The sequence below is a fragment of the Psychrobacter sp. T6-4 genome, from assembly GCF_052258425.1.
Classification (GTDB): Bacteria; Pseudomonadota; Gammaproteobacteria; order Pseudomonadales; family Moraxellaceae; genus Psychrobacter.
This window is the reverse complement of sequence record NZ_JBQQEZ010000004.1, coordinates 144254-165488: the sequence shown is the minus strand read 5'-3', so window position 1 is coordinate 165488 and position 21235 is coordinate 144254. Positions and strand designations below refer to the sequence as shown.

18 protein-coding genes and 1 tRNA gene are annotated in these 21235 nt (G+C 45.0%); 16 read left to right on the top strand and 3 right to left on the bottom strand.

The window, feature by feature from the left end; translation table 11 throughout:
* Positions 1-207 precede the first annotated feature (207 nt).
* Complete coding sequence (locus ACTXGE_RS04565; RefSeq protein ID WP_443542122.1) at positions 208-1059, top strand: sterol desaturase family protein; 852 nt, start codon at positions 208-210, stop codon at positions 1057-1059.
* Between the two features lie 197 nt (positions 1060-1256).
* Here the strand turns inward: ACTXGE_RS04565 and ACTXGE_RS04560 are convergent, their stop codons facing one another.
* The 3 genes from ACTXGE_RS04560 to ACTXGE_RS04550 form a co-directional block, all read right to left on the bottom strand.
* The gene (locus ACTXGE_RS04560; protein ID WP_443542120.1) at positions 1257-2153 is read right to left on the bottom strand and encodes a 3-hydroxyacyl-CoA dehydrogenase; all 897 of its coding nucleotides are present in this window, start codon (positions 2151-2153) and stop codon (positions 1257-1259) included.
* A 386-nt stretch (positions 2154-2539) separates the two neighbouring features.
* Entirely contained in the window at positions 2540-3319 is a 780-nt protein-coding gene (locus ACTXGE_RS04555; protein ID WP_443542119.1) for a transglutaminase-like domain-containing protein, read from the bottom strand.
* 557 nt (positions 3320-3876) lie between these two features.
* Positions 3877-3953 (bottom strand) — tRNA-Val (locus tag ACTXGE_RS04550).
* 178 nt (positions 3954-4131) lie between these two features.
* Here ACTXGE_RS04550 and ACTXGE_RS04545 point away from each other — a divergent pair.
* The 15 genes from ACTXGE_RS04545 to ACTXGE_RS04475 all read left to right on the top strand — a co-directional run bounded on the left by ACTXGE_RS04545 (position 4132) and on the right by ACTXGE_RS04475 (position 21225).
* On the top strand, positions 4132-4974 hold the full coding sequence (locus ACTXGE_RS04545) for a HesA/MoeB/ThiF family protein (protein WP_443542155.1): 843 nt from the start codon (positions 4132-4134) through the stop codon (positions 4972-4974).
* A 243-nt stretch (positions 4975-5217) separates the two neighbouring features.
* Positions 5218-7587 (top strand): FdhF/YdeP family oxidoreductase, encoded by a 2370-nt coding sequence (locus ACTXGE_RS04540; protein WP_443542118.1) that lies wholly within the window; start codon positions 5218-5220, stop codon positions 7585-7587.
* 60 nt (positions 7588-7647) lie between these two features.
* Complete coding sequence (gene fdhD / locus ACTXGE_RS04535) at positions 7648-8646, top strand: formate dehydrogenase accessory sulfurtransferase FdhD (protein WP_443542116.1); 999 nt, start codon at positions 7648-7650, stop codon at positions 8644-8646.
* A 22-nt stretch (positions 8647-8668) separates the two neighbouring features.
* Entirely contained in the window at positions 8669-9337 is a 669-nt protein-coding gene (gene nfsB / locus ACTXGE_RS04530; protein WP_435949432.1) for an oxygen-insensitive NAD(P)H nitroreductase, read from the top strand.
* Between the two features lie 221 nt (positions 9338-9558).
* The gene (locus ACTXGE_RS04525) at positions 9559-10197 is read left to right on the top strand and encodes a 2Fe-2S iron-sulfur cluster-binding protein (protein WP_317198729.1); all 639 of its coding nucleotides are present in this window, start codon (positions 9559-9561) and stop codon (positions 10195-10197) included.
* Positions 10194-11186, top strand: a complete 993-nt coding sequence (locus ACTXGE_RS04520) for an FAD binding domain-containing protein (RefSeq protein ID WP_443542113.1) — start codon at positions 10194-10196, stop codon at positions 11184-11186. The genes ACTXGE_RS04525 and ACTXGE_RS04520 overlap by 4 nt, the downstream gene beginning before the upstream one ends.
* A 2-nt stretch (positions 11187-11188) precedes the next feature.
* Entirely contained in the window at positions 11189-13702 is a 2514-nt protein-coding gene (locus tag ACTXGE_RS04515) for a molybdopterin cofactor-binding domain-containing protein (protein WP_443542111.1), read from the top strand.
* Between the two features lie 102 nt (positions 13703-13804).
* Positions 13805-15112: an XdhC family protein gene (locus ACTXGE_RS04510; RefSeq protein ID WP_443542109.1), complete on the top strand. Its 1308-nt coding sequence runs from the start codon at positions 13805-13807 to the stop codon at positions 15110-15112.
* Positions 15109-15819: a nucleotidyltransferase family protein gene (locus tag ACTXGE_RS04505; RefSeq protein WP_443542107.1), complete on the top strand. Its 711-nt coding sequence runs from the start codon at positions 15109-15111 to the stop codon at positions 15817-15819. Before ACTXGE_RS04510 ends, ACTXGE_RS04505 begins: the two co-directional genes overlap by 4 nt.
* A 225-nt stretch (positions 15820-16044) precedes the next feature.
* Positions 16045-17340 (top strand): molybdopterin molybdotransferase MoeA, encoded by a 1296-nt coding sequence (locus tag ACTXGE_RS04500; protein ID WP_443542105.1) that lies wholly within the window; start codon positions 16045-16047, stop codon positions 17338-17340.
* Positions 17341-17482: 142 nt separating this feature from the next.
* On the top strand, positions 17483-18583 hold the full coding sequence (gene moaA / locus ACTXGE_RS04495) for a GTP 3',8-cyclase MoaA (RefSeq protein WP_443542103.1): 1101 nt from the start codon (positions 17483-17485) through the stop codon (positions 18581-18583).
* A 320-nt stretch (positions 18584-18903) separates the two neighbouring features.
* On the top strand, positions 18904-19434 hold the full coding sequence (moaB, locus tag ACTXGE_RS04490; protein ID WP_443542102.1) for a molybdenum cofactor biosynthesis protein B: 531 nt from the start codon (positions 18904-18906) through the stop codon (positions 19432-19434).
* Position 19435: 1 nt separating this feature from the next.
* A complete protein-coding gene (gene mobA / locus ACTXGE_RS04485) occupies positions 19436-20254 on the top strand; it encodes a molybdenum cofactor guanylyltransferase (RefSeq protein ID WP_443542100.1) in 819 nt (272 codons plus the stop codon).
* On the top strand, positions 20251-20772 hold the full coding sequence (moaC, locus tag ACTXGE_RS04480) for a cyclic pyranopterin monophosphate synthase MoaC (RefSeq protein WP_317198720.1): 522 nt from the start codon (positions 20251-20253) through the stop codon (positions 20770-20772). Before mobA ends, moaC begins: the two co-directional genes overlap by 4 nt.
* A gap of 150 nt (positions 20773-20922) precedes the next feature.
* A complete protein-coding gene (locus tag ACTXGE_RS04475) occupies positions 20923-21225 on the top strand; it encodes a MoaD/ThiS family protein (protein ID WP_435949421.1) in 303 nt (100 codons plus the stop codon).
* The last annotated feature ends 10 nt before the right edge of the window (positions 21226-21235 follow it).

The window sequence follows — 21235 nt, the reverse complement described above, 5'->3', positions numbered from 1 at the left end:
ATCAAAACCTCGTTTGTATAGTCGATACTCAATAAAACAGATACGTCGCATTATAGCGCGAGACTGAAAATTTTTTTCTTGCGTGCTGTGCCTACGCCGACAGATGCTACAAAAAATATTTTAATCTCGCTGTATCGTTTTTATCTTAAACTGGCTATATCTTTAAACTTCGAAAACAAAAACAGTATTTAAGGTAATGGATAACCTATGGATGTGTTTTCATATTGGCAAGGGTTCTATAACGATCCTTGGTTTTGGCAATTCCCGATGGCGACGCTTGCTATTAGTATGGGCGCATTTTTATTCGTAGCGATTCCATGGACGATTATCGCTTGGCGTGATCCTATCTCCCTTCGTAAATATAAAATCCAATCCAAACCGTTTGAGATGAAAAAGTTTCTGTTGCCATCCATTGGTCGTATTGTCATCAATAATATCATTTTGGCGTCATTATTGATCCTCGTTTGGCCACTACTCAAGCTCACTGGCGTGCATAATGGCGCGCTGCCTGCTTGGTATATTATTATCGCGCAACTGGTATTTTTTGTGCTGCTCGATGATTTCTTGTATTACTGGATGCATCGCTATATGCATGAGAATAAGTGGCTGCTTAAACACATCCATAGCGTGCATCATCGCATTCACAACACCTGCGGCATCAATGGCAATTACATGCACTGGGTCGAGTATTCGCTTACAGCAACGCTTACCTTAGTCGGTCCGATTCTCTTGGGCGCGCACATTTATGTCGTGTGGCTATGGGTCATCTTACGTCAGGTGGAAGGCGCGGACGGTCATATCGGCTATGATATTCCATGGAATCCTGCGCATCTATTACCCGTCTACGAAGGACCTGTGTATCACGACTTTCATCATGCCAAATTTAAAGGCAACTACGCAGGGTTCTTACCTTATCTAGACAAGCATATGGGCAAAACGCATATTCCTGCGTATCTAAGCTACCTAAAAGCAAAAGCCAAAGGGCTTACACCGCTGGAGATTGAACAAAATGAGCTACAAGCGAAGAAGTTAAGAAAGCAAAGGAAAAGGGGGTCTTAAGGCAAGCTTCTAAAATATGGTGACATAGAGGTATCGTTGCGCCAGATTTATTATTTGTATTTATAATTATGAAACAAAAAAAGTCGCTACTGCTGTGTTAATACTAGCAGGAGCGACTTTTTTTTTATTCGATAGTAAAAGGAAGTTTCAGATGTTTTGAGCGTTTTAAGGACACTCAACATCGTTGAAGTGAGCGTTTACTTTAAAAAGTCAGGATTCATATAAGCAGGATTGGGATAGGTATAAAAACCTTCACCAGTTGCAGCGCCTAATTTATTTTGATCAATCAGCTGCTCTTTTAGATACTTGACCGCTTTAAACCTTACAGGGCTCTGCGTCTTTTCAGCAGTCATTTTAGTAATGTTGTATGCCGTATTAATCCCTATAGTATCCAAGATACCAAACGGCCCTACAGGCGCACCTGTCACTATCATCCAAGTCTTATCTATGGTATGCGGATCAGCAACTTCTTTGGCGAGTAGTTGCAAGCCTGCATCGATAAAAGGCGCCAATAAACTATTCATAACGTAGCCGGGTTGCTCTTTATACAGCGGCATTGGCACCATACCGATATTGGTGGCAAACGCCACTACCTCATCAAATACTTTAGGGTCGGTTCCAGGATGTCCCATGATTTCAGCGACATTATGCATCCAAATTTTATTAGCGAAATGTAGAGCCAAAAACTGTGCAGGTCGCCCCGTTGATTCAGCGAACTGACTTGGGAGTAGGGTAGAGGTATTGGTGGCAAAAATTGTTTTTTGCGGGGCAAGTTTAGCCAGTTTTTTATAAAATTCGATTTTGATCTCTGGAATCTCAGGAATGGCTTCAATCAATAAGTCAGCGTCTTTGACTGATTCTGCGAGATCACAGGTGTAGCTTAAATTATTAAACGCTGTATTCAACTGCTCTTGCGTCGCTCTCATATCTTTTTTAAAGGCTTTGCACATCCACTCAAACTTTGACTTTGCATGCTTTAAGACCTCATCATTGATATCATAGACGGTGACATTAAAACCATGATAAGCGGCCTGAAAGGCGATTTGATAGCCTAAAACGCCGCTTCCTGCGACAGTTACATTTTTATAAGTCATAATGAATTCCTAAGAATAAAGTAGTGATTTTCAAGTCTAACTATAGTCAATTCAAAGTAAAATTGTCACAAATTTAAACGCGCTATTGATATACATTTTAATTGCGTGCTGTTATCTCTCGATGCTGCGTAACCTATGTTTTAAAAATTAGCATCGCAGCAGCGCTATATCATTTTTAGAGTGAATCTACTATATAGCAAACCCTAAAACCAGTTCTACACTTATTTTAGTTTATTATGGGCTATACCATAATCTTGCATACGTTATACAAGTAGCCTATGTCTTACGGATAAAAAAACCTCAGCTTAGGATTAAAGCTCTTAAGATTGGACTGGACTAAATGGCAGTGGTCTTAAACGCAGGCCTGCACCTCTAGGGTCAAAACCCTAAGCCTGTCTGGTCACAGATACCGATTGGTTAACCAAATCCATAGATCCGAACGCGGTTAAGAATGCGACGCTAGACGCATCAGCTCCAACACCGATGCGTGCCATCGTGTCGGCACCCGCCATGCCAGTTGGATCAATGAGGTGCCAGCCTCCCTCAAGATAGACCTCAGCCACGGCATGAAAGTCTTGCGGCTTCACATCGGGCGCATAAACGCTCGCGAACCTAGCGGGTATCGACGACGCGCGCGCTAGGGTCACAAGAACATGCGCAAAATCGCGGCATACGCCCTGACGTTGAACAAAGCTATCGAGCGCGGTAGTTTGTGCATGGCTCGATCCGGACACATAGCTAAAATTTGATTCGATCCAATTGCGCATCGCGGCAATCCGTGCGCCGCCAGCAAGATCACCAAACTCGGCGTCCACAAAGGCTTGGAACTGGTCTGACGGGCAATAGCGCGACGGCATCAAATGCTTGATCGTCTCTCCGGGCAAACGATGGAGGGGCACTTGGTGTAGTGCTGATATATCCAAAGCAGGACGGTCAATGGCAATTTCTGCGAGGTAAGTGCAGCTAAAATCCCCGTCAGCACGGATCCAAATCCGCTCTCCTATGCCATCATCGGCGCCAACTCGTGAAAAATGCGCAACGTCTGATGTCCAAATCTCGGCCGAACGTACCTGCTGATCCACAAGATCAGCGGCTTCGATCTGAAGCAAAAGGTCCATCGGCGCGGCGAGCCGATAATGAAGTTTGACGTCAAGTTTGAGGATCATATTTGAACTCCCTAAGGGTATTGTTCTAGTGAGCTAACGATCGCGTGGGGCTTTCTGATTGGCGCAAGCCAACAGCGCTGCTGCGCAGGTTAATCAAATGTTGCAAAGAGACGCTCCGACTATAGCAGAGTCTGAGACAGGCAGCGATGCCTGACAGGGTTAAATGACTATCATACCGCTTTTCATAGTCAAAAGGTGAGACATCATCCATTGCACTATGTAGTCTGGATATATTAAACCTGAGAAGCGTCAAAAGTCGATTAATTATCGATTTCGCTTTGCAAGACAAGAATAATTCTCCTTATTATAATGCTATAGCGTCGGTGCTAGCTGCGAGGCCAGCACGTCTGTATTTCTTAATAAGTTTACAGTAGAGGTCGAAAATAGAGGTTTAATTTCAATAGTTTTTTAACGCTGGTCACCGTCATATTTTTAAATGATTTAAATCTGATTGCGTAATCATGACTATGAGTCGATGTAAGCAAGAATTTTCCCCTACAGCCCATATCCTACAGACGAAAAAAAGCCCCAGTCGTTAAACTGGGGCTTTCTAAATTTGGTAGGCATAAGCAGATTCGAACTGCTGACCTCTACCATGTCAAGGTAGCGCTCTAACCAACTGAGCTATACGCCTATTTAGGATGAGCATTTTAGCAAGTTTTAGCGACTTTGCAAGCGTTTATTTAACTATTCAGGCATTATCACAATAAAAGAGCATACTAATATCAATCATAAACTGCTACGCCTATTGTACAATGTCCTATGTACCTTAGAATAAAGAGAGTTCAATGTCAGATTTAACGCAGCGAATAATGCCGCAGACAGCGCTAGAGACAACGTCAGCAGAGCTTATGCTAACTGATGATGAACTCATGCGTTACGCCCGTCAAGTGTTACTCAGTGGTTGGGATATCAGTGCTCAGCTACGTCTCAAGTCCAGTACGGCAATCATCATTGGCGCAGGCGGCTTGGGGTGTCCGGCATCTGAGACCTTAGCGCGGGCAGGGGTTGGTCATATTCATCTAATCGATGATGACGTGATTGAGATGAGCAACTTACAGCGGCAAACGTTATTTACCGCAAAAGACATCGGACATAATAAGGCCAAGACCGCTTGTCAGGCACTACAGCAGATTAACCCTTTGATTGAAGTCAGCTATAGTACCGAGCGTATACATGCGCAATCAACAGACAATTTGCTTGCCTTTATAGCGCAGAAAAAAACCCTCTTATCCTCTGCTAATATCGATAATCACTCAAATATTTTACTGCTTGATTGCACTGATAATTTTGCTATTCGTGAGCTGCTAAATGAGATTAGCGTAATACAGCGTTTGCCACTGCTCTCGGCCTCAGCGATTGCTATGACAGGACAGCTTGCTCTGTATGAGCCGTACAAAGAAACGGGATGCTATTACTGCGTGTTTGGTGAGACGTTATCGAATAATAGCACCGCGCAAAATTGTGCCAGCTCGGGTGTGCTCGCTAGTACCACAACGGTCATGGGCAATATGCAAGCCAATCTTGCGTTGCAATATCTAGGACTAGGCGTTAATCCCTTATCAGGTCAACTGCTCAATTGGGATTGCAGACACCTGAGTCAACACAACATAAAATTTAAAAAGGACAATCATTGTAGGGTATGCGCAGGTTAAATGAGACAAATTAATAATTAACAGACTATCAGACGTCCCAGGTTTTTAGGTTTAGCGCTTTTTCTTTTTGCTATAGGTTATTTATCTTGCACATCACGTTTACTTTTGTGAAAAAGTAGCCAAATGACTAGATTTCTACTGGCTATTTTTAAGTTTACGTTGAATACTGGTTAGTACAGCTGTTTTTGATTCAGCGTTTACGTTTTATCATATTTTAATGACACAAATGACATGAGGTCTCCTATGCGCAAGATTCCTATTTATGCCCATCCTGCAGCCGGTTGGCCTGCGCTGGTCGCATCGACTCGTAAACTTATGGATTACAAAGCATTTTTGCGCGGGAGCATGAGCGTACTGATGAGCAATCAGCCCAATGGCGGCTTTGATTGCCCGGGTTGCGCGTGGCCTGATCACAAGACGCACAAGACTTTAGATGTCTGTGAGACAGGGTTTAAAGTTATTGCTAGTGAGACCATGTCTACTAAAACCGATGCGGCGTTTTTTGCCAAGCATACGGTAACCGCGCTGCAAAGCTGGACAGGTTATGAGCTTGAGCACAGCGGACGCTTGTCAGAACCAATGGCGTATGATGCGGCGCAAGATCGTTATGTGCCTATCTCTTGGGACGCCGCTTTTAAGCGGATTGCAAGTCAGCTTAATCAATTGGACTCTCCTGATGAGGCGCTGTTTTACACCTCAGGGCGCGTAACCAATGAGCCCGCTTTTCTTTATCAGTTGTTTGTGCGTCTATTTGGCACTAACAATATGCCCGATTGCTCCAATATGTGTCACGAGCCAACCTCAGTGATGCTTGGTCGTCAGCTGGGCGTAGGTAAGGCGACGGTAATGCTAGAGGATTTTGAGCGGGCGCGCCTGATCATTATGTTCGGTCAAAACCCTGCGACCAACCATCCGCGTATGCTTGAGATGCTCGCACACGCCCATAAGCAAGGCTGCAAGATACTCTCGGTCAATCCAATGCGTGAGCAGGGGCTAAGCGCCTTTAGAAATCCGCAAAAGCCGACGCACATGGCAGCAGGTCAGAGTGATGATTTGGTCGATGATGTGATCCAGATCCAGATCGGAGGGGATGCGGCGCTCTTGACAGGTATTGCAAAATGGCTACTTGAGAATGATAAGATAAATACTGATTTTATCGCTGAGCATACCTCAGGGTTTGAGGCACTACAGCAGTGGCTCACAGAGCAGTCATGGGCAGATATTGAGCGCGGTTCAGGTATTGATCAAGCGCAAATCATTGAGGTTGCACGCTTAGTTGCCGATAGTCCAGCGACTATCTGTACATGGGGCATGGGTATTACTCAGCACGTTCAAGGTGATGATAATGTAGCGATGATCACCAACTTGCTACTACTGATGGGTATGATAGGTATCGAAGGCGCTGGCGCGTCTCCAGTGCGTGGTCACTCCAATGTACAGGGCGATCGCACTATGGGTGTCCATGAGCGCCCAGATCAAAAACTACTCGATAGTCTTGAGCGCGTGTTTAAGCAGCCGATGCCTCGTGAAGATGGTTTTGATGTCGTTGCAGGTGCCAAAGCTTTGATTGCAGGTAAGCTTAAAGCCTTTGTGAGTATGGGTGGTAACTATGCGGTAGCCGCGCCCGATATGAGTGCAATCCAGCAGGCATTGACCACCACTGAGCTCAACGTCTTTGTCGCGACAAAGCTCAATGGCACTATGCTGTACCCTGGCGCTAACAATATTATCTTGCCTTGTATCAGCCGTACCGAAAAAATTATCACCAGTAAAGGCGAGCAGTTCGTTACAACAGAGGACTCGATGTGCCAGATTGCGCGCTCTAAGGGTAATCTCAAGCCGATCAGTGATACGCTTAAATCTGAGGTGCAGATTGTCGCTGACATGGCAACTCATGTACTGGGCGGTAAGTTCGACATTCCTTGGCAAAAGATGGGTGAGGACTTCGATATCATTCGTGATTACGTCGCCCAAGCTATCGACGGTTTTGAGAATTTCAACTACCGTGTACGCGCCGCTGATCGTGGTTTTCATCTGTATCATCCTGCGCGTCATCGTGTTTGGAATACCGACAGTAAAAAGGCGCAGTTTGAAGTGCCCAAGTATCCAATCACCTTTGTCGCAGAACAGATGCAATCGAAAACCTCTGCCCTTAATAAAGGTGCCAACAGCATTATCGATAGTCAAAACCGCAAGCAGCAGGTTTGGCAATTAACCAGCGTACGCAGTCATGATCAGTTTAATACCATGATATTTGGCTACAAAGATCGCTATCGTCAAACTGATCGCCGTGATGTGCTGTTTATGCATCCTGATGAGATAAGCCGACTAGGCTGGAGCAAAGGCGATAAAGTTCAGATTACTCGTGAGACCAGTAGCGGCGAGAAGCGCGTATTGGGACCACTGGTATTGACAGAGATGGACATCGCCGCCAATGCAGTCGCTACCTATTATCCTGAGTGCAATGATCTATTTGATCTAGACACTCAAGCACCAGACTCGCATATACCAGCGTATAAATCGGCAACGGTTGTCTTAGAAAAAATGGCTATGATACAGCAGACTAGTAAAGACAAAACTGCTGAAGATATGAGTTTAGCAGTACCCGCGTAATGAGATAAACAGTGATCAGGGCGCTATTTTATAATGTCGTTTATATGTGCATGAGTAGTTATGAGTATTGATATAGACCTTGAGACCGCGCGCGTATTGACATCAGTATCGCCTTTGTCACGTCATCATTTAACGCATAAACACTATTACTTAAAGGCTAAAGACACAAAGAGTAATTTTGACGAATCGCTCAGTGCAGGGTCGATAAGTGCAATAGATGAATTCGATATCGATAGTCGGCAGGCAAGCTTAGCTGTCGAAGCTGCTGTCTCTATTGTGATTAATGGTATTCACTACGCTGTATTGATGGCAAGTCCCCAACAGTTAGAGTATCTGGCTGTTGGGTTTTTGTTTAGTGAAGGGCTGATCGATCACAGTCGAGACTTACTCGATTGGGACGTTACGCAACTGACCGATAGCGCCAGTTTTACATCCTTTAGCGACAGTCATAGTGATAGTACACAGTCATTAGAGCATTTGTTAGATTATGATATTTACGTGGTAGAGCTGGTACTCAATCAGCGCTGTCATCAGCGTATTCAAGCACAAAAGCGCCAATTAGCAGGCCGAACGGGCTGCGGTATGTGCGGTATCACAGGACTTGCTCAAGCACTGCCTGATCTGAGTGCTTATCAGGGTTCAGTAACCTCTAATGCCAAGCCAAGCTCACGTCCAGAGTTAGATACTTTGCTGGCAATACGAGCGAAGATCGATATGGCCCAACATACTCATCAATTGACAGGCGCTGTGCATGCGGCGGCGACAGTTTATGAGGGTCAATTGTATCTTTTTGAAGATGTTGGACGTCATAATGCTCTTGATAAACTGATTGGCTGGCAACTTCGGCAAAAGGCCGACATCGATTGTGTGGTGATGACCTCGCGCTTATCTATTGAGCTGGTACAAAAATCTATCCGTATGCGCCTGCCTTGGTTAGTAGGTATGTCAGCGCCAACCAGTACAGCGGTGCGCGTTGCAGAGCGTTACGGATTGGGACTGGCGGGATTTTTGCGCCAGGACAGAGTAACTTACTACGCAGGCTATGATACGAGTAAATAATAACTAAAAAGGTCATAAAACGATGGCGCATGAGTTAACAGATTTATCTGAGGTTATGACTTGGCGTTATAGCGTTAAGGACTATGATACAAACAAAAAATTATCAGCGGCTGATTTTCAGAGCTTAAAAGACGTGTTACGTCTAAGCCCGTCGGCGACCAACATTCAACCTTGGCATTATGTCATCGCTGATGATAACGCGGGTAAAGAGCGCATTGCTAAAGCGACTGATGGTCATCATGAGGCTAACTCGCATAAGATAAGAGATGCCTCACACGTTATTGTCTTTTGCAGTTTGGCGCATGCAGACAATGAATATCTGCAAAAAGTGCTAGACAAAGAAGATGCCGATGACCGCTTTACTAAACCCAAACACAAAGATCAAATGGACGCTAAGCGCAAAAAGTCTATCAATAACCATCGCTACGCAACTAAAGATGAAGCACACTGGTTAGCGCAGCAAGTACACATTGCGATGGGGTCGCTACTACTTGCGGCAGCTATGCTCGGTATCGATGCAACACCGATGGAAGGAGTAGATTTTGCAGTGCTAGATGAAGAGCTGGATTTAAATACTAAAGGATTTAGCTCAATTGGCGTTGTCAGTCTAGGTTATCGAAGCGGGGATGGCTATAACGCGACTTTGCCCAAATCACGCCTTAGTGAAGCTGACATCATGAGCAAAGCTTAGTTGCTTTTGTAATAAACACGAGTAAAGACTCTTTAACCTCAAGCGCTTATGGCGCTTTTTTTGTGAGTAGTCATTTACCTAAATATTTTAGTTTGCTCAAAAGTATTACAAAGGTAAAACACAGTAAGCGTATTGATAGGTCATAATAAACTTACTAAATGTTTAGCTCACGTTTATGTCTTTACCCAAAAACAATAACCAACTGCCAGCGGGAAGCCAGCATGTCTAATTTGACGTTAACGATTAACAACCAAGAGCATCGATTCGATGACCTTGACCCTCGTACCACTCTTCTTGATTTATGTCGTCAGCACTTGCAAATAACGGGTCCCAAAAAGGGCTGCGATCACGGTCAATGCGGCGCTTGTACTATCCTCATCAATGGTGAGCGTATTAATGCTTGTTTGACTCTAGCCGTCATGCATGATGGTGATGAGATCACGACGATTGAAGGTATCGGTATGCCAGAGTCGCTGTCTGAGTTGCAACAAGCCTTTAAAGATCATGATGCGTTTCAGTGCGGCTATTGTACGCCTGGGCAGATCTGTTCTGCGACAGCGCTTATAGATGAGGTCAAACAAAACTGGCCAAGCTATGTCAGTGAAGATTTGCAAAACCCTGATGGGCAGCTTATACAAGAAATCGCTGAGCGCATGAGCGGTAATATTTGTCGCTGCTCTGCTTATCCCAATATCGTAAGCGCCATCTCACAGGTATTGCAAAACCAAGCTGGTGACTCATCGAAGAATGACACAAGCAAAAAGGCAGTCACTGGCATCTGGTCACCGCCGCCAAGTCAGACCCAGCTAGGTAAGCCAAATAATACAACGCCAAGTCGTACATCAGGAGACCGCTCATGAAACGCTTTGAATATATTCGCGCCCTTGAGCCGCAGCAAGCGGTTATGTTTGCTACTCCCAAAGACGCTTCCTTTATCGCAGGCGGCACCAATCTACTTGATTTAATGAAGCTTGAAGTTGAAACTCCAACTAAACTGGTTGATGTTACGCGTTTAGAGCTTACGCAAGTAGAAGACACAGAAGATGGTGGTTTACGTATCGGTACCCTCGTTAGTAATAGTGACTTGGCTGCGCATCCTAAAGTGATTGCTCATTATCCTGTGTTATCTCGCGCTATATTGGCAGGGGCGACCGGTCAGCTACGCAACAAAGCGACCACAGGCGGTAATTTTTTACAGCGGACGCGCTGCTATTATTTTTATCAGACTGACAGCGCCTGCAATAAGCGCAATCCAGGATCAGGTTGCCCTGCTATCAATGGCGAGAACCGCACTCTAGCGATTTTGGGCACGAGCGACTCTTGTATCGCGCAGCATCCTTCCGATATGGCAGTAGCCATGCGCTTATTAGATGCCACTATCGAGACGGTCAAAGCAGATGGCTCAACTCGCAACATTGATGTCAAAGACTTTTATTGTCTGCCAAAAGATACGCCGCATATCGAAAACGTTTTGGAGTCAGGCGAGCTGATTACTCATGTCGTTCTGCCAGCACCTATTAAAGGTATGCACACTTATGACAAAGTGCGAGATCGCGCTTCTTATGCTTTTGCACTCGTCTCTTGCGCTGCAGTCGTAGATACTGATGACGATGGAAACTTGGCGACCGTACGCTTAGCCTTTGGTGGCATCGGTACTCAGCCATGGCGCAATGAGGACGTTGAAGCCTTGTTAACTAGCACTGATGGCAATGATGACATTATCGCGCAGGCTGCGGACTTATTACTAAAAAATGCCAAAGGTAGTGGTCAAAACGACTTTAAGATACCACTTACACGTCGTCTACTCAAACAAGTCATTGGCCGTGCATTAGCAGGCGAGGGAGCATAATCATGTCATTATTAGATACCGTATTACCGTCAGAACCGACCAATAAAGAGACGATGAACGAGTCTGTTGATACCCTATTCGACAACACGGCTAGCAATGTGGTAGGCAAGCCGATCAATAGAGTTGAAGGCTCACTAAAGGTGAGTGGTCAAGCCGCTTACAGTGCAGAGATTTCAGTAGATAACCAGGTATATGGCGTCTTGGTAGGTGCCACTATTGCCAAGGGCGAAGTCGAGAACATCGATAGTGAGTCGATTGCTGATATTCCGGGTATTATTAAAGTGGTTACCGACCCCAAGCAGTTTTTGCGCAATGCCCAGCAAGGCGGTATGACCAAAGCGCCGACGCAAGGCGTCAGTGAAGTTTTTTATCACGGTCAGCCTATCGCAGTAGTCGTTGCCGAAACGTTTGAGGCGGCAAGAGAAGGGGCCAAAACGCTCAAAGTAACTTATAAAGATGAGACAGACAAGGCCGCTGTAGATTTTGAGCAAGAGCTGCCCAACGCTCATGATGTCGATGAAAAGAAGGGCTCAGACAAAAACGCTGAGCAAGGCGACCCTGAGCAAGGGCTTAGTGATTCTAAGGTCACCCTCGATCGCCTTTATCATACGCCAAGCCAAAACAGCGCCGCTATGGAGCCGCATGCGACGCTTGCGTTTTGGGAAGATGATAAGCTAACGCTGTATTCTTCAAACCAAATGATTGCTTCTTGTAAACAGCAGATTATGGATGCACTAGACTTAGATAAAGATCAGGTACATCTTATCTCCTATTATGTCGGTGGCGGCTTTGGGAGTAAGCTTGGCATTGCGCCTGAGTCTATTGCTGCTGCTATCGCTGCAAAAGAAGTTGGGCGTCCCGTACAGGTTGTAATGACGCGCCCACAAGTGATGGAGGCGACTGTTAGACGCTCAAACACGCGTCAGCGCATCGCTATTGGCTGTGATAATGAAGGCATTATTAATACCTTTATTCACGATACTATCACTAGCAATTTGCCAGGAGAGGCATTTTTTGAGCCGACGGCATTATCTACACATTACCTATATCGTGGCGAAAACCGCCGCGTCCACTACCAGATGGTAGATATGAATCAAGTGCTATCAGGCTCTATGCGTGCTCCAGGCGAAGCCGTGGGTATGATCGCGGTTGAGTGTGCTATGGATGAGCTGGCCTCACAGCTAAAGATTGATCCAATCGAGCTGCGCTGCCGCAATGAGCCCGAAGAAGATCCTAGTGAAGAGATTCCATTCTCAACTCGTCAGCTAGTCGCTTGTATGGAAAAAGGTGCAGAGCAATTTGGGTGGGATAAGCACAACCCTCAACCTGCCAGTCAACTACAAGGCGATTGGTGGATAGGGATGGGCATGTCGGCAACCTCTCGTGGTAATATGCTGCAACCTTCTCAAGCACGAGCAATCTTGCAAGTAGATGATACTAAAGAGCTTGGCGTTCGAGCCATCATCGAGACGGACATGACCGACATCGGTACGGGTTCCTATACGGTGTTTTCTCAAATTGCAGCTGAGCTGTTAGGACTGCCGATTGATCACGTTGAGATGAAGCTCGGCGATAGTGATTTGCCAGCCGCCTCTGGTTCTGGCGGTAGCTTTGGTGCTGCGAGTGCAGGTAGTGGTGTCTATTTAGCTTGCGAGCAGCTACGCGAAATGCTTGCAAAAAAAGTAGGACTTCATGCCGATACTATTCGCCTAGATAACGGTCAGATCAAAAAAGCAGGTGAGCATCAGCCTAGCAAGGCAGAAGCCGCTATTGGAGCAAGTAGAGAAAAAGTAGCAGACTTTGTCGATGAAAACTTGGTGGAAAAAGGAGTAGTCGATAAAAGCGTGGTAGATAAAGTATCAGGCTTGGTAAATAAAGCTGCAGACTTGGCAGATAAAGTGTCGGCAAAGACAGGTATATCGTTGCCTGAATTAAAACCTGCAAATGAGCAATACGACTTTAGCAAAGCGCAATCGTACGCCTTAGCTGATATCATCGCTGAATATGAGGAGCGAGAAATCAGTGCTAAAGGTCAGATCAAACCAGGCAAAAACGGTAAAAACTACCGTCAAGCCTCTTTCGGTGCCAATTTCGCTGAAGTTGCCGTGCATAGATTTACCGGTGAGATTCGAGTTAAGCGCATGACTGGAGTATATGCTGCTGGACGTATTCTTAATCACAAAACGGCGACCTCGCAGTGCTATGGCGGTATGATATTTGGTATTGGTTCTGCTTTAATGGAAGAAGTTATCCATGATAAACGCGACGGCCGACTGTGCAATCATGACTTGGCGGAGTACCATGTTCCTGTCAATCTAGATGTACCGCAACTGGATGTTATTCTTTTAGAAGAGGACGACCCATACACCAACCCTATGCATATTAAGGGTATTGGTGAGACGGCAATCTCTGGATCAGCGGCAGCGGTTGCAAATGCGATTTATAATGCTGTTGGCGTGCGTGTATATGACTTTCCGATTACTCTAGATAAGCTTTTAGCAGATATGCCTGAGTAACCTCAAGTCCGAACTCGTCTTTGACCATCCTTTAAAACCTGCTCATTATTATCTTTAATATTAAGCAGGTTTTATTTGTTTTTTAAAAGAATGAATTAAACTATGAACCAAATCGCTGATATCCTCAAATTAGCAAGTGTTGCTCAAAGTCAAAATGTTGATGCTGTACTGGCAACGGTCGTACGCACCGAAGGCTCAGCGTATCGCCGTGCGGGCGCGATGATGCTTATTTGCGAGGATGGACGCTCTATTGGCATGATTAGTGGTGGCTGCCTTGAGCCGCATATTATCAAACGCGCCTTTTGGCTTACTCGCAATGGCGCAAGCGTACAAGTCTATCAAACGGGCGATGATATTGAATATACGCAAAGCGGTGAAGCCCACGCTCGTATTAATAAAACTGTAGCTAGTGAAACGATAGCGCCAGATGATTCTGTAGAAGCAGATTTAGATGACGACTATGATCTTGATTTAGATGAGCTAAATTTTGGCTTAGGGTGCAACGGACGGGTGCATGTGCTGTTTGAGCGCTTAAGGACAGCGACGGCGCTATTAGACATCATCAGGCAAGTTCGACATACCCAGCAGCCCGTTACGATAGCGACGTTGATTCGTACTGATAATGCTTCTGAGAGTCAGATGCAAATCGGTATGCGCCTTCATTTGGATGACGATACTCAGCCAAAGATAGCATCAGATCTTTTTATAAATGCTCACGATAGCTTTGAGCAAACTGATTTAAGCCTAATTAATAGTACTGCCAAAAAATTAGCTCAGCACAAACTAGGTAATAACCATACTAAATACCTGATTATAAAAAGTGAAGATAATAAACAGCCAACCACAGAGTGGCTCATGCAACGATTAGAGCCGCAAGTCCGTCTATTGATATGCGGCGCAGGCAATGATGTGATGCCACTGGTCACCATGGCAAAGTTGCAAGACTGGCATGTCACCGTCGTAGATAGTCGCGCGCAATATGCTACGCGGATACGTTTCCCGCAGGCAGATGAAGTGCTGCCGCTAGCGTTAGACGATACTGATACCTTGCTCAAACTCAGCGAAAACGCTGCCGTCGCTCTAATGTCGCATAGCCTTAGTCAAGACCGTGCTCGCCTTGCTGCATTATTGACAGGTGTCAACCATAAATATCTGGGACAATTGGGCCCGCGCTATCGTACCGAGCGTCTAATTGATGAGATTAAAGCTACTAAATCTGATGCTAGTGTTTTAAATGAGGGTATCGATAAGCTGCATTATCCTATTGGCTATAAGCTGGGTGGCGATGGGCCCGAAGCTTTAGCACTGGGTATCATGGCGCAGATTAACGCAGTTATGCATAATCAAGCACCGCCAGCTCAACATATAGATTTAGCAAATAACGATATAGCTATGATGAGCCACGCATGATGATGCAAAACCATGCCGTTATTATTTTGGCAAGTGGTCTCAGTCAGCGTTTAGGTCAAACAAAACAGCTACTTAAAAAAGAGGGCGAACCCTTAATCTGCTATATGACTCAGCTGGCCTTAGCGACTCAGCCGCAAGTTATTGTGATGGTTACCCCTCAAGGCAATCTGTCAATAGATACTGCTATTAAAGGTATGATCGATCAGCAGGATAATGTGCATAGGATTACAAACCCAACACCTGATATAGGTATGGCGCATAGTTTGTACTTAGGTGTTGAGGCGTTAAATCATTTAGACAGCAATGATAGTTTATCAATCAATAGAGTATTGATTATGGGTATTGATCAAATCTTACTCGATAAAGAGCATTTGCAAGCCTTGCTGGTAGCATCGCAAAGAGTAGTTGGTAGCAGATACAGCAGTTTAAATAACTGGAGCGATGAGCAAACTTCAGATAGAACAGTGGCTCATAATACCGTCAAAAAAGATATCGTTGGACTGCCGTTAGTCATTGATTATGAGCTACTAAATCAATGGCAGGCACTACTAACAGGGGATAAAGGCCTACGTCACTTAATCAGAGGTCTACCAGCTGACCAAATTAGCAGCGTTATTAATCCTCAACTTAGCTATGATATTGACACCCCTTACCAACTCGCTCATGCTAGAGCGCAAAGATGGCTTGATATAGTCGAATCCAAATAAATTAGATAGGTAGCTACCAAGTTGCTTGATAAAAATTTGTTTTTCGCAGCCTTTGTCGGCGTAGGCACAGCACGCAAGAAAAGCAAATTTTCATCTCGCTGTATCGTTTTTATATTGAATTAACTATAGTTAGTACAAAGTAATTTTTATAGCGCAGTTTTTAATGTTTAATACAATAAGTTCAATACTATAAGTTTAGTACTATAAATAAAAAAGAGTATTTTTATGATTACCATGGAAGCCTTGCAATCAGCGATAAAACAGCGCGTAGAGGATTATAATAATAACGATTTTTCTCTAAAGCAGAGAGCTATTAAAACGTGCGCTTTGCAAGACAGCCGCAATCAGATACTAGCGCAAGATATTGCCTCAAACTTTGATGTACCCAGACAAAATGTATCGGCGATGGATGGTTATGCTATCGCTCAAGGCAGCACACTATCGGCAGATAGTTCTATCGAGATCATCGGTGAGTCACAAGCGGGCAGCGCTTTTACTGGCGAATTAGCAGCAGGGCAAGGTGTGCGTATTTTTACAGGGGCGGTGGTGCCTGATAGCTGTGATACTGTCATCATGCAAGAGAACACCAACTTTGCAGAAATAAAAGACACGCTTGATAAATCAAAGCCTTACGCCATTACGCTCACGCAAACGGCTCACATCGATAGCAATATTCGCAAGCAAGGCGAAGAAATAGAGCAAGGTGAAGCGGTCTTAAAAGTCGGTAAGCGCCTTAACCCTACGGATATCAGCCTACTTGCCAATTTAGGTGTGAGCCAAGTTAATGTCTTTGAGCCGCTTATCGTAGGGGTGCTCGCGACAGGGGACGAGCTCGTTGCTGTTGGTGATGAGCTGACAAGTCTTGCGCAAATATATAACTCCAACACCCCAACACTAAAGACTTTGCTGGCGGATTTGCCGATTAGCGTCCGCGATTATGGCATTATCCCTGATAATTTGGATAAGACCACAGCTGCTATCAATGAGGCTATGCAAGACTGTGATGTGCTAATCTCTACCGCTGGCGTGTCAGTGGGCGATTATGATTTTTTGACCACAGTGATTGAGCAATTGGGTCAGATTAACCACTATAAAGTGGCGATGAAGCCTGGTAAGCCCTTTGTGTTTGGTGAATTAAACAAAGATTTAGATAAGCCTGTATTGTACTTTGGCTTGCCAGGTAACCCATTATCTACAGTCGTAGGCGCGCTACAATTTGTGATTCCAGCGTTGTGGCAACTATCAGGCGCTAGCGTATCTGAGCAACTGATGCAAATAAATGTCAAAGCCACACTGATAAATGACATCAAAAAATCCGTCGGTCGCAAGGACTTCCAGCGCGGTGTATTGTCGCAAAGCGCGGCAGGCGAGTATGAAGTTGAGTGTTTCTCAAAACAGCAATCACATAGAATCAAACAGCTTAGTCTTGCCAACTGTTTTGTCGTGTTGGACAAAGACAGCGGCGATGTCGCAGCAAATAGTGAGGTGATGGTGCAGCCTTTTCCTTGGCTACAAAATTAATTATTCATCGAATAGTTGATTATGTGTTTGCCAATTCACTTAAAGATCACTACAAGAAAAGTTGCGGGTAAACGGTACAATAGGGTGATAGACGATAAGCGCAAGTAGCGTTTACAACTAGCAATACCGATGGTAGTAAATTATGAATGACGATACTCTTAACCTAAGCAGTGCTCAACTGTATTCGCCAGCCACGTCCGCTATAGCTGATAGCTTTGAGGCGTCGTCTTTCGCTGCGCCTGCCAGTTCTGCAGAGCATTTAGACACTAAGCCTTTAACGGACGGCTTTGCCCGTCGTTTGACTTACTTGCGGCTATCTATTACCGACTTTTGCAATTTTCGCTGTGAGTATTGCCTGCCCAATGGCTACCAAGGCAAGCGCCCTGATGACGAGCTTAGTATTCCTGAGATTGCTACGCTTATTCACGGTTTTGCTCAAGTTGGCACCAAAAAGGTCAGAATCACAGGCGGTGAACCCTCCATTCGCCGTGACGTGGTCGAGATTATCCAAACCATTAAACAGACACCGGGCATAGAAACCGTTGCCATGACCAGTAACGGTTATAAGCTGGGTAAACATCTACCTAGTTGGCAAGCGGCTGGTCTTGATCAGCTTAATATCAGCATGGACAGCTTTGACGCCGCTACCTTTCATAAGATGACAGGCTTTAATACTTTGCCGCAGCTGCTCGCTGATATGGATACCTTGCTTACGACCACAGATATCAAACTTAAGATTAACGGTGTGTTAATGGCAGAAACCGCCTTTGAAAATCTGATAACCGCTATCGACTATGTCAAAGATAGACCCGTTACTTATCGCTTCATAGAATTTATGCAAACCAGTGATAACAGTGATCTGTTTTTTGCCCAGCATGCCCATTCCGATACCATCATCGATTACCTATTAGAGCACGGCTGGCAACCTCACGAGCGCGGTAGTAGCGATGGTCCAGCGGTTGAGTATAGTCATCCAGATTATCTAGGTCGCATCGGTATGATTGCCCCTTATGCGGCGCACTTTTGTGATACTTGCAATCGTTTGCGAGTCAGCAGCAAAGGCAAAGTGCATCTGTGCTTGTTTGACCAAGGCAACTACGATATTCGCCAACACTTACAAAGCAACGATGTACGAGGGTTGGTCGATACGTTACATAGCTTTATGCCGATCAAACCTGAGCATCATCATTTGCATGAGTCCAATAGCGGCATCATGCATAATCTATCGATTATCGGTGGTTAGGTTAGGGCGTGTTTGAGCATTCACAAGAAGGCACTGCTGATAGCTAAAATATTTCTAGTCTAAGTGAAAATTGCAGGTAATGCAGACGCCTTGGCTAGATTTTTACAACGACTAGGGCGATTTTAGCATCAGCCTTGCAGGACAGGACTATTTTTTGCCACTTTATTGATAAAAATAGACCCTTAGAGTAACTAAGCTTGCTATTTTTATCTGCAAATTGCCTAAAAAGTAGTCTCTGTCAGTGCCACGGTCGAATGCTCAAACACGCCCTAGTCGCCACTTTTTGAATAATTAAAGTCTGTATTTTATTAGGAACTTTTATGAGTAAGCCTGCTGCTAATTTTATACCCCTTAACCTTGCTATTTTGACCGTTTCTGACAGTCGTACGCTGGCAGAAGATACCTCGGGTCAGTATTTAGTAGATAGCTTAACCGAGGCAGGTCATCATTTGGCTGATCGCAAACTTATCACCGATGATATCTATCAGATACGAGCAGTCATTAGTGGCTGGATTGCCGATCCAAACGTGCATGCGGTGATTACCACGGGCGGTACTGGGTTTTTTATCAGAGATAGCATGCCAGAGGCGGTAAGCGTGTTGTTTGATAAGTCAATCGATGGCTTTGGCGAGATGTTCCGTCTGATCTCAAAAGAGGAGATTGGCATGTCAACGGTACAGTCGCGCGCCGTTGCAGGCATGGCAAATCATACCGGTATTTTTTGTTTGCCAGGCTCATCGGGCGCGTGCCGTACAGGCTGGGAGAGTATCTTAAAAGGGCAGCTCGATAGCCGTACGCGTCCGTGCAACTTTGTACCGCACTTTATGTCACAAAACCCGACTCATAATTAACATGACTGACGTTATAAAAGACTTGGCTCATTTGGCAGGCGTGGTCATTTTAGCAGGCGGTGCATCCACACGTATGGGCACAGCAAAAGCCCAGCTTATACTGCCCCTAGGTGAGCGCTTGCTAGATTATCACGTCAGACATGCGCTTGACTTGGTCAGAGCTAATGTTGTCCATGGTAAAAAGCTACCTATTATGATTGCCGATAATGGTCGCGGGTTTGACGTTGATTCAGCTTTAAAGAACAGCCACCCGCAAGACACCATCATACATATTGCTGATTATGCTAGCGTTGATGCCGATGCCGATGCTAATGCTAATGCTAATGCTAATGATAAAAATAGTAATGATAAGATCAAGACGGGTGGGGCATTGGTCGCTATCGAGTCCGCTTTGCAGACTTTGACTCATTTAAAGCAAGCCACCCAGTTGCACTATAATCCATCATCATGGTTATTGGTTATCAGCTGCGACAGCTTGATACCAGCCACAGACTTATGGCAGAAGTTGCAGCTTGCAGCGACTCAAATAACTAAAAGTCAGTCAACTGATAAAAAAGTGATTTGCTTGACCGATGATAGCCATTTATATCCGCTGTTAGGACTTTATCAATTAAGCCTTGAGCCTGATCTAAAAGCTTACATCGATAGCGGCGCGCGCCGAGTTATGCCCTTTATTAAACCTAATGTACAAGCGGTATCCTTTACAAATGACTGGCAGCATTTAACCAATTTTAATACGCCTAAAGACTTTGAGCGGGCTTGCCACTCGTTAAGCACTCTATCTATGTCAGACTATAAATATCAGAGAAATCCTCTATGAACAGTGACGTCCAAACAGACAATCAAAATACTGCGATCCAATCTGGACTATCGCATTTAGATAGCGACGGTGATATTACCATGGTCGATGTTAGTGGCAAGAGTACCACTACGCGAGAGGCTCATGCGGCTGGACAAGTGCGATTTCCTAGCGAGATTTATCAGCAGATCAAAGCCGCTGATGGCATGACCAAAAAAGGCAGTATCACTCAAACGGCGCATATTGCAGGCATTATGGCTGCTAAGCGCACTCATGATTTGATTCCACTATGTCACCCATTACCACTCGATAAAATAGGCTTGAGCTTTGACTATGATGATCGTTTAAACAGTATCATCGTTAGTGCTACGGTCAAAGTCACGCATAAGACGGGCGTTGAGATGGAAGCCTTAACTGCTGTGAGCATTGCTTGCTTGACCATTTATGACATGACTAAAGCCATATCACATGATATCGTCATTGATAATGTGCGCTTGATAACCAAAACGGGCGGCAAATCAGATTATAGTCATGCTTAGGTTTCACAAGAGCAAAATGCTGGGCTAAAGTCACAGCCTACGCTACCATATTGAAATGGTTGAGAGTGGGATATTTGAAGGACTTTCCTAGCTTTGAGGTGCTTAGAAAGCACCCTACGACAGAATAGTTTGACAAGAACGGAGAATATAATGAGCGCTATTAAAGAGACTGAACGAGCAACCAGAGCAGCAACCCAAGTTGGTGCTGTAATAACTATCAAAGTCCTCTACTTTGCCAGTTTAGCTGACGCCGCCAATTGCCAACAAGAGACCGTCAAGGTTGAGCCGTCGACCTCACTAAGCGAGCTTTATGATAACTTGAGTCAAAAGCATGGCTTTAGTCATTCACAAGAAGAGCTGCGCGTGGCGGTGAATGATTACTTCGCTAAATGGTCAGACCCGATTAATGATGGTGATAGCGTGGTATTTATCACCCCAGTCGCTGGCGGCTAGGCAAGGGGTT

Coding starts and splice junctions, on each gene's coding strand:
- ACTXGE_RS04500 (WP_443542105.1), top strand. CDS start 16,045: ATGATTACCATGGAAGCCTTGCAATCAGCGATAAAACAGCGCGTAGAG.
- ACTXGE_RS04540 (WP_443542118.1), top strand. CDS start 5,218: ATGCGCAAGATTCCTATTTATGCCCATCCTGCAGCCGGTTGGCCTGCG.
- ACTXGE_RS04545 (WP_443542155.1), top strand. CDS start 4,132: ATGCCGCAGACAGCGCTAGAGACAACGTCAGCAGAGCTTATGCTAACT.
- ACTXGE_RS04520 (WP_443542113.1), top strand. CDS start 10,194: ATGAAACGCTTTGAATATATTCGCGCCCTTGAGCCGCAGCAAGCGGTT.
- fdhD (WP_443542116.1), top strand. CDS start 7,648: ATGAGTATTGATATAGACCTTGAGACCGCGCGCGTATTGACATCAGTA.
- ACTXGE_RS04525 (WP_317198729.1), top strand. CDS start 9,559: ATGTCTAATTTGACGTTAACGATTAACAACCAAGAGCATCGATTCGAT.
- nfsB (WP_435949432.1), top strand. CDS start 8,669: ATGGCGCATGAGTTAACAGATTTATCTGAGGTTATGACTTGGCGTTAT.
- moaA (WP_443542103.1), top strand. CDS start 17,483: ATGAATGACGATACTCTTAACCTAAGCAGTGCTCAACTGTATTCGCCA.
- ACTXGE_RS04505 (WP_443542107.1), top strand. CDS start 15,109: ATGATGATGCAAAACCATGCCGTTATTATTTTGGCAAGTGGTCTCAGT.
- ACTXGE_RS04555 (WP_443542119.1), bottom strand. CDS start 3,319: ATGATCCTCAAACTTGACGTCAAACTTCATTATCGGCTCGCCGCGCCG.
- moaC (WP_317198720.1), top strand. CDS start 20,251: ATGAACAGTGACGTCCAAACAGACAATCAAAATACTGCGATCCAATCT.
- mobA (WP_443542100.1), top strand. CDS start 19,436: ATGACTGACGTTATAAAAGACTTGGCTCATTTGGCAGGCGTGGTCATT.
- ACTXGE_RS04565 (WP_443542122.1), top strand. CDS start 208: ATGGATGTGTTTTCATATTGGCAAGGGTTCTATAACGATCCTTGGTTT.
- ACTXGE_RS04475 (WP_435949421.1), top strand. CDS start 20,923: ATGAGCGCTATTAAAGAGACTGAACGAGCAACCAGAGCAGCAACCCAA.
- ACTXGE_RS04515 (WP_443542111.1), top strand. CDS start 11,189: ATGTCATTATTAGATACCGTATTACCGTCAGAACCGACCAATAAAGAG.
- moaB (WP_443542102.1), top strand. CDS start 18,904: ATGAGTAAGCCTGCTGCTAATTTTATACCCCTTAACCTTGCTATTTTG.
- ACTXGE_RS04560 (WP_443542120.1), bottom strand. CDS start 2,153: ATGACTTATAAAAATGTAACTGTCGCAGGAAGCGGCGTTTTAGGCTAT.
- ACTXGE_RS04510 (WP_443542109.1), top strand. CDS start 13,805: ATGAACCAAATCGCTGATATCCTCAAATTAGCAAGTGTTGCTCAAAGT.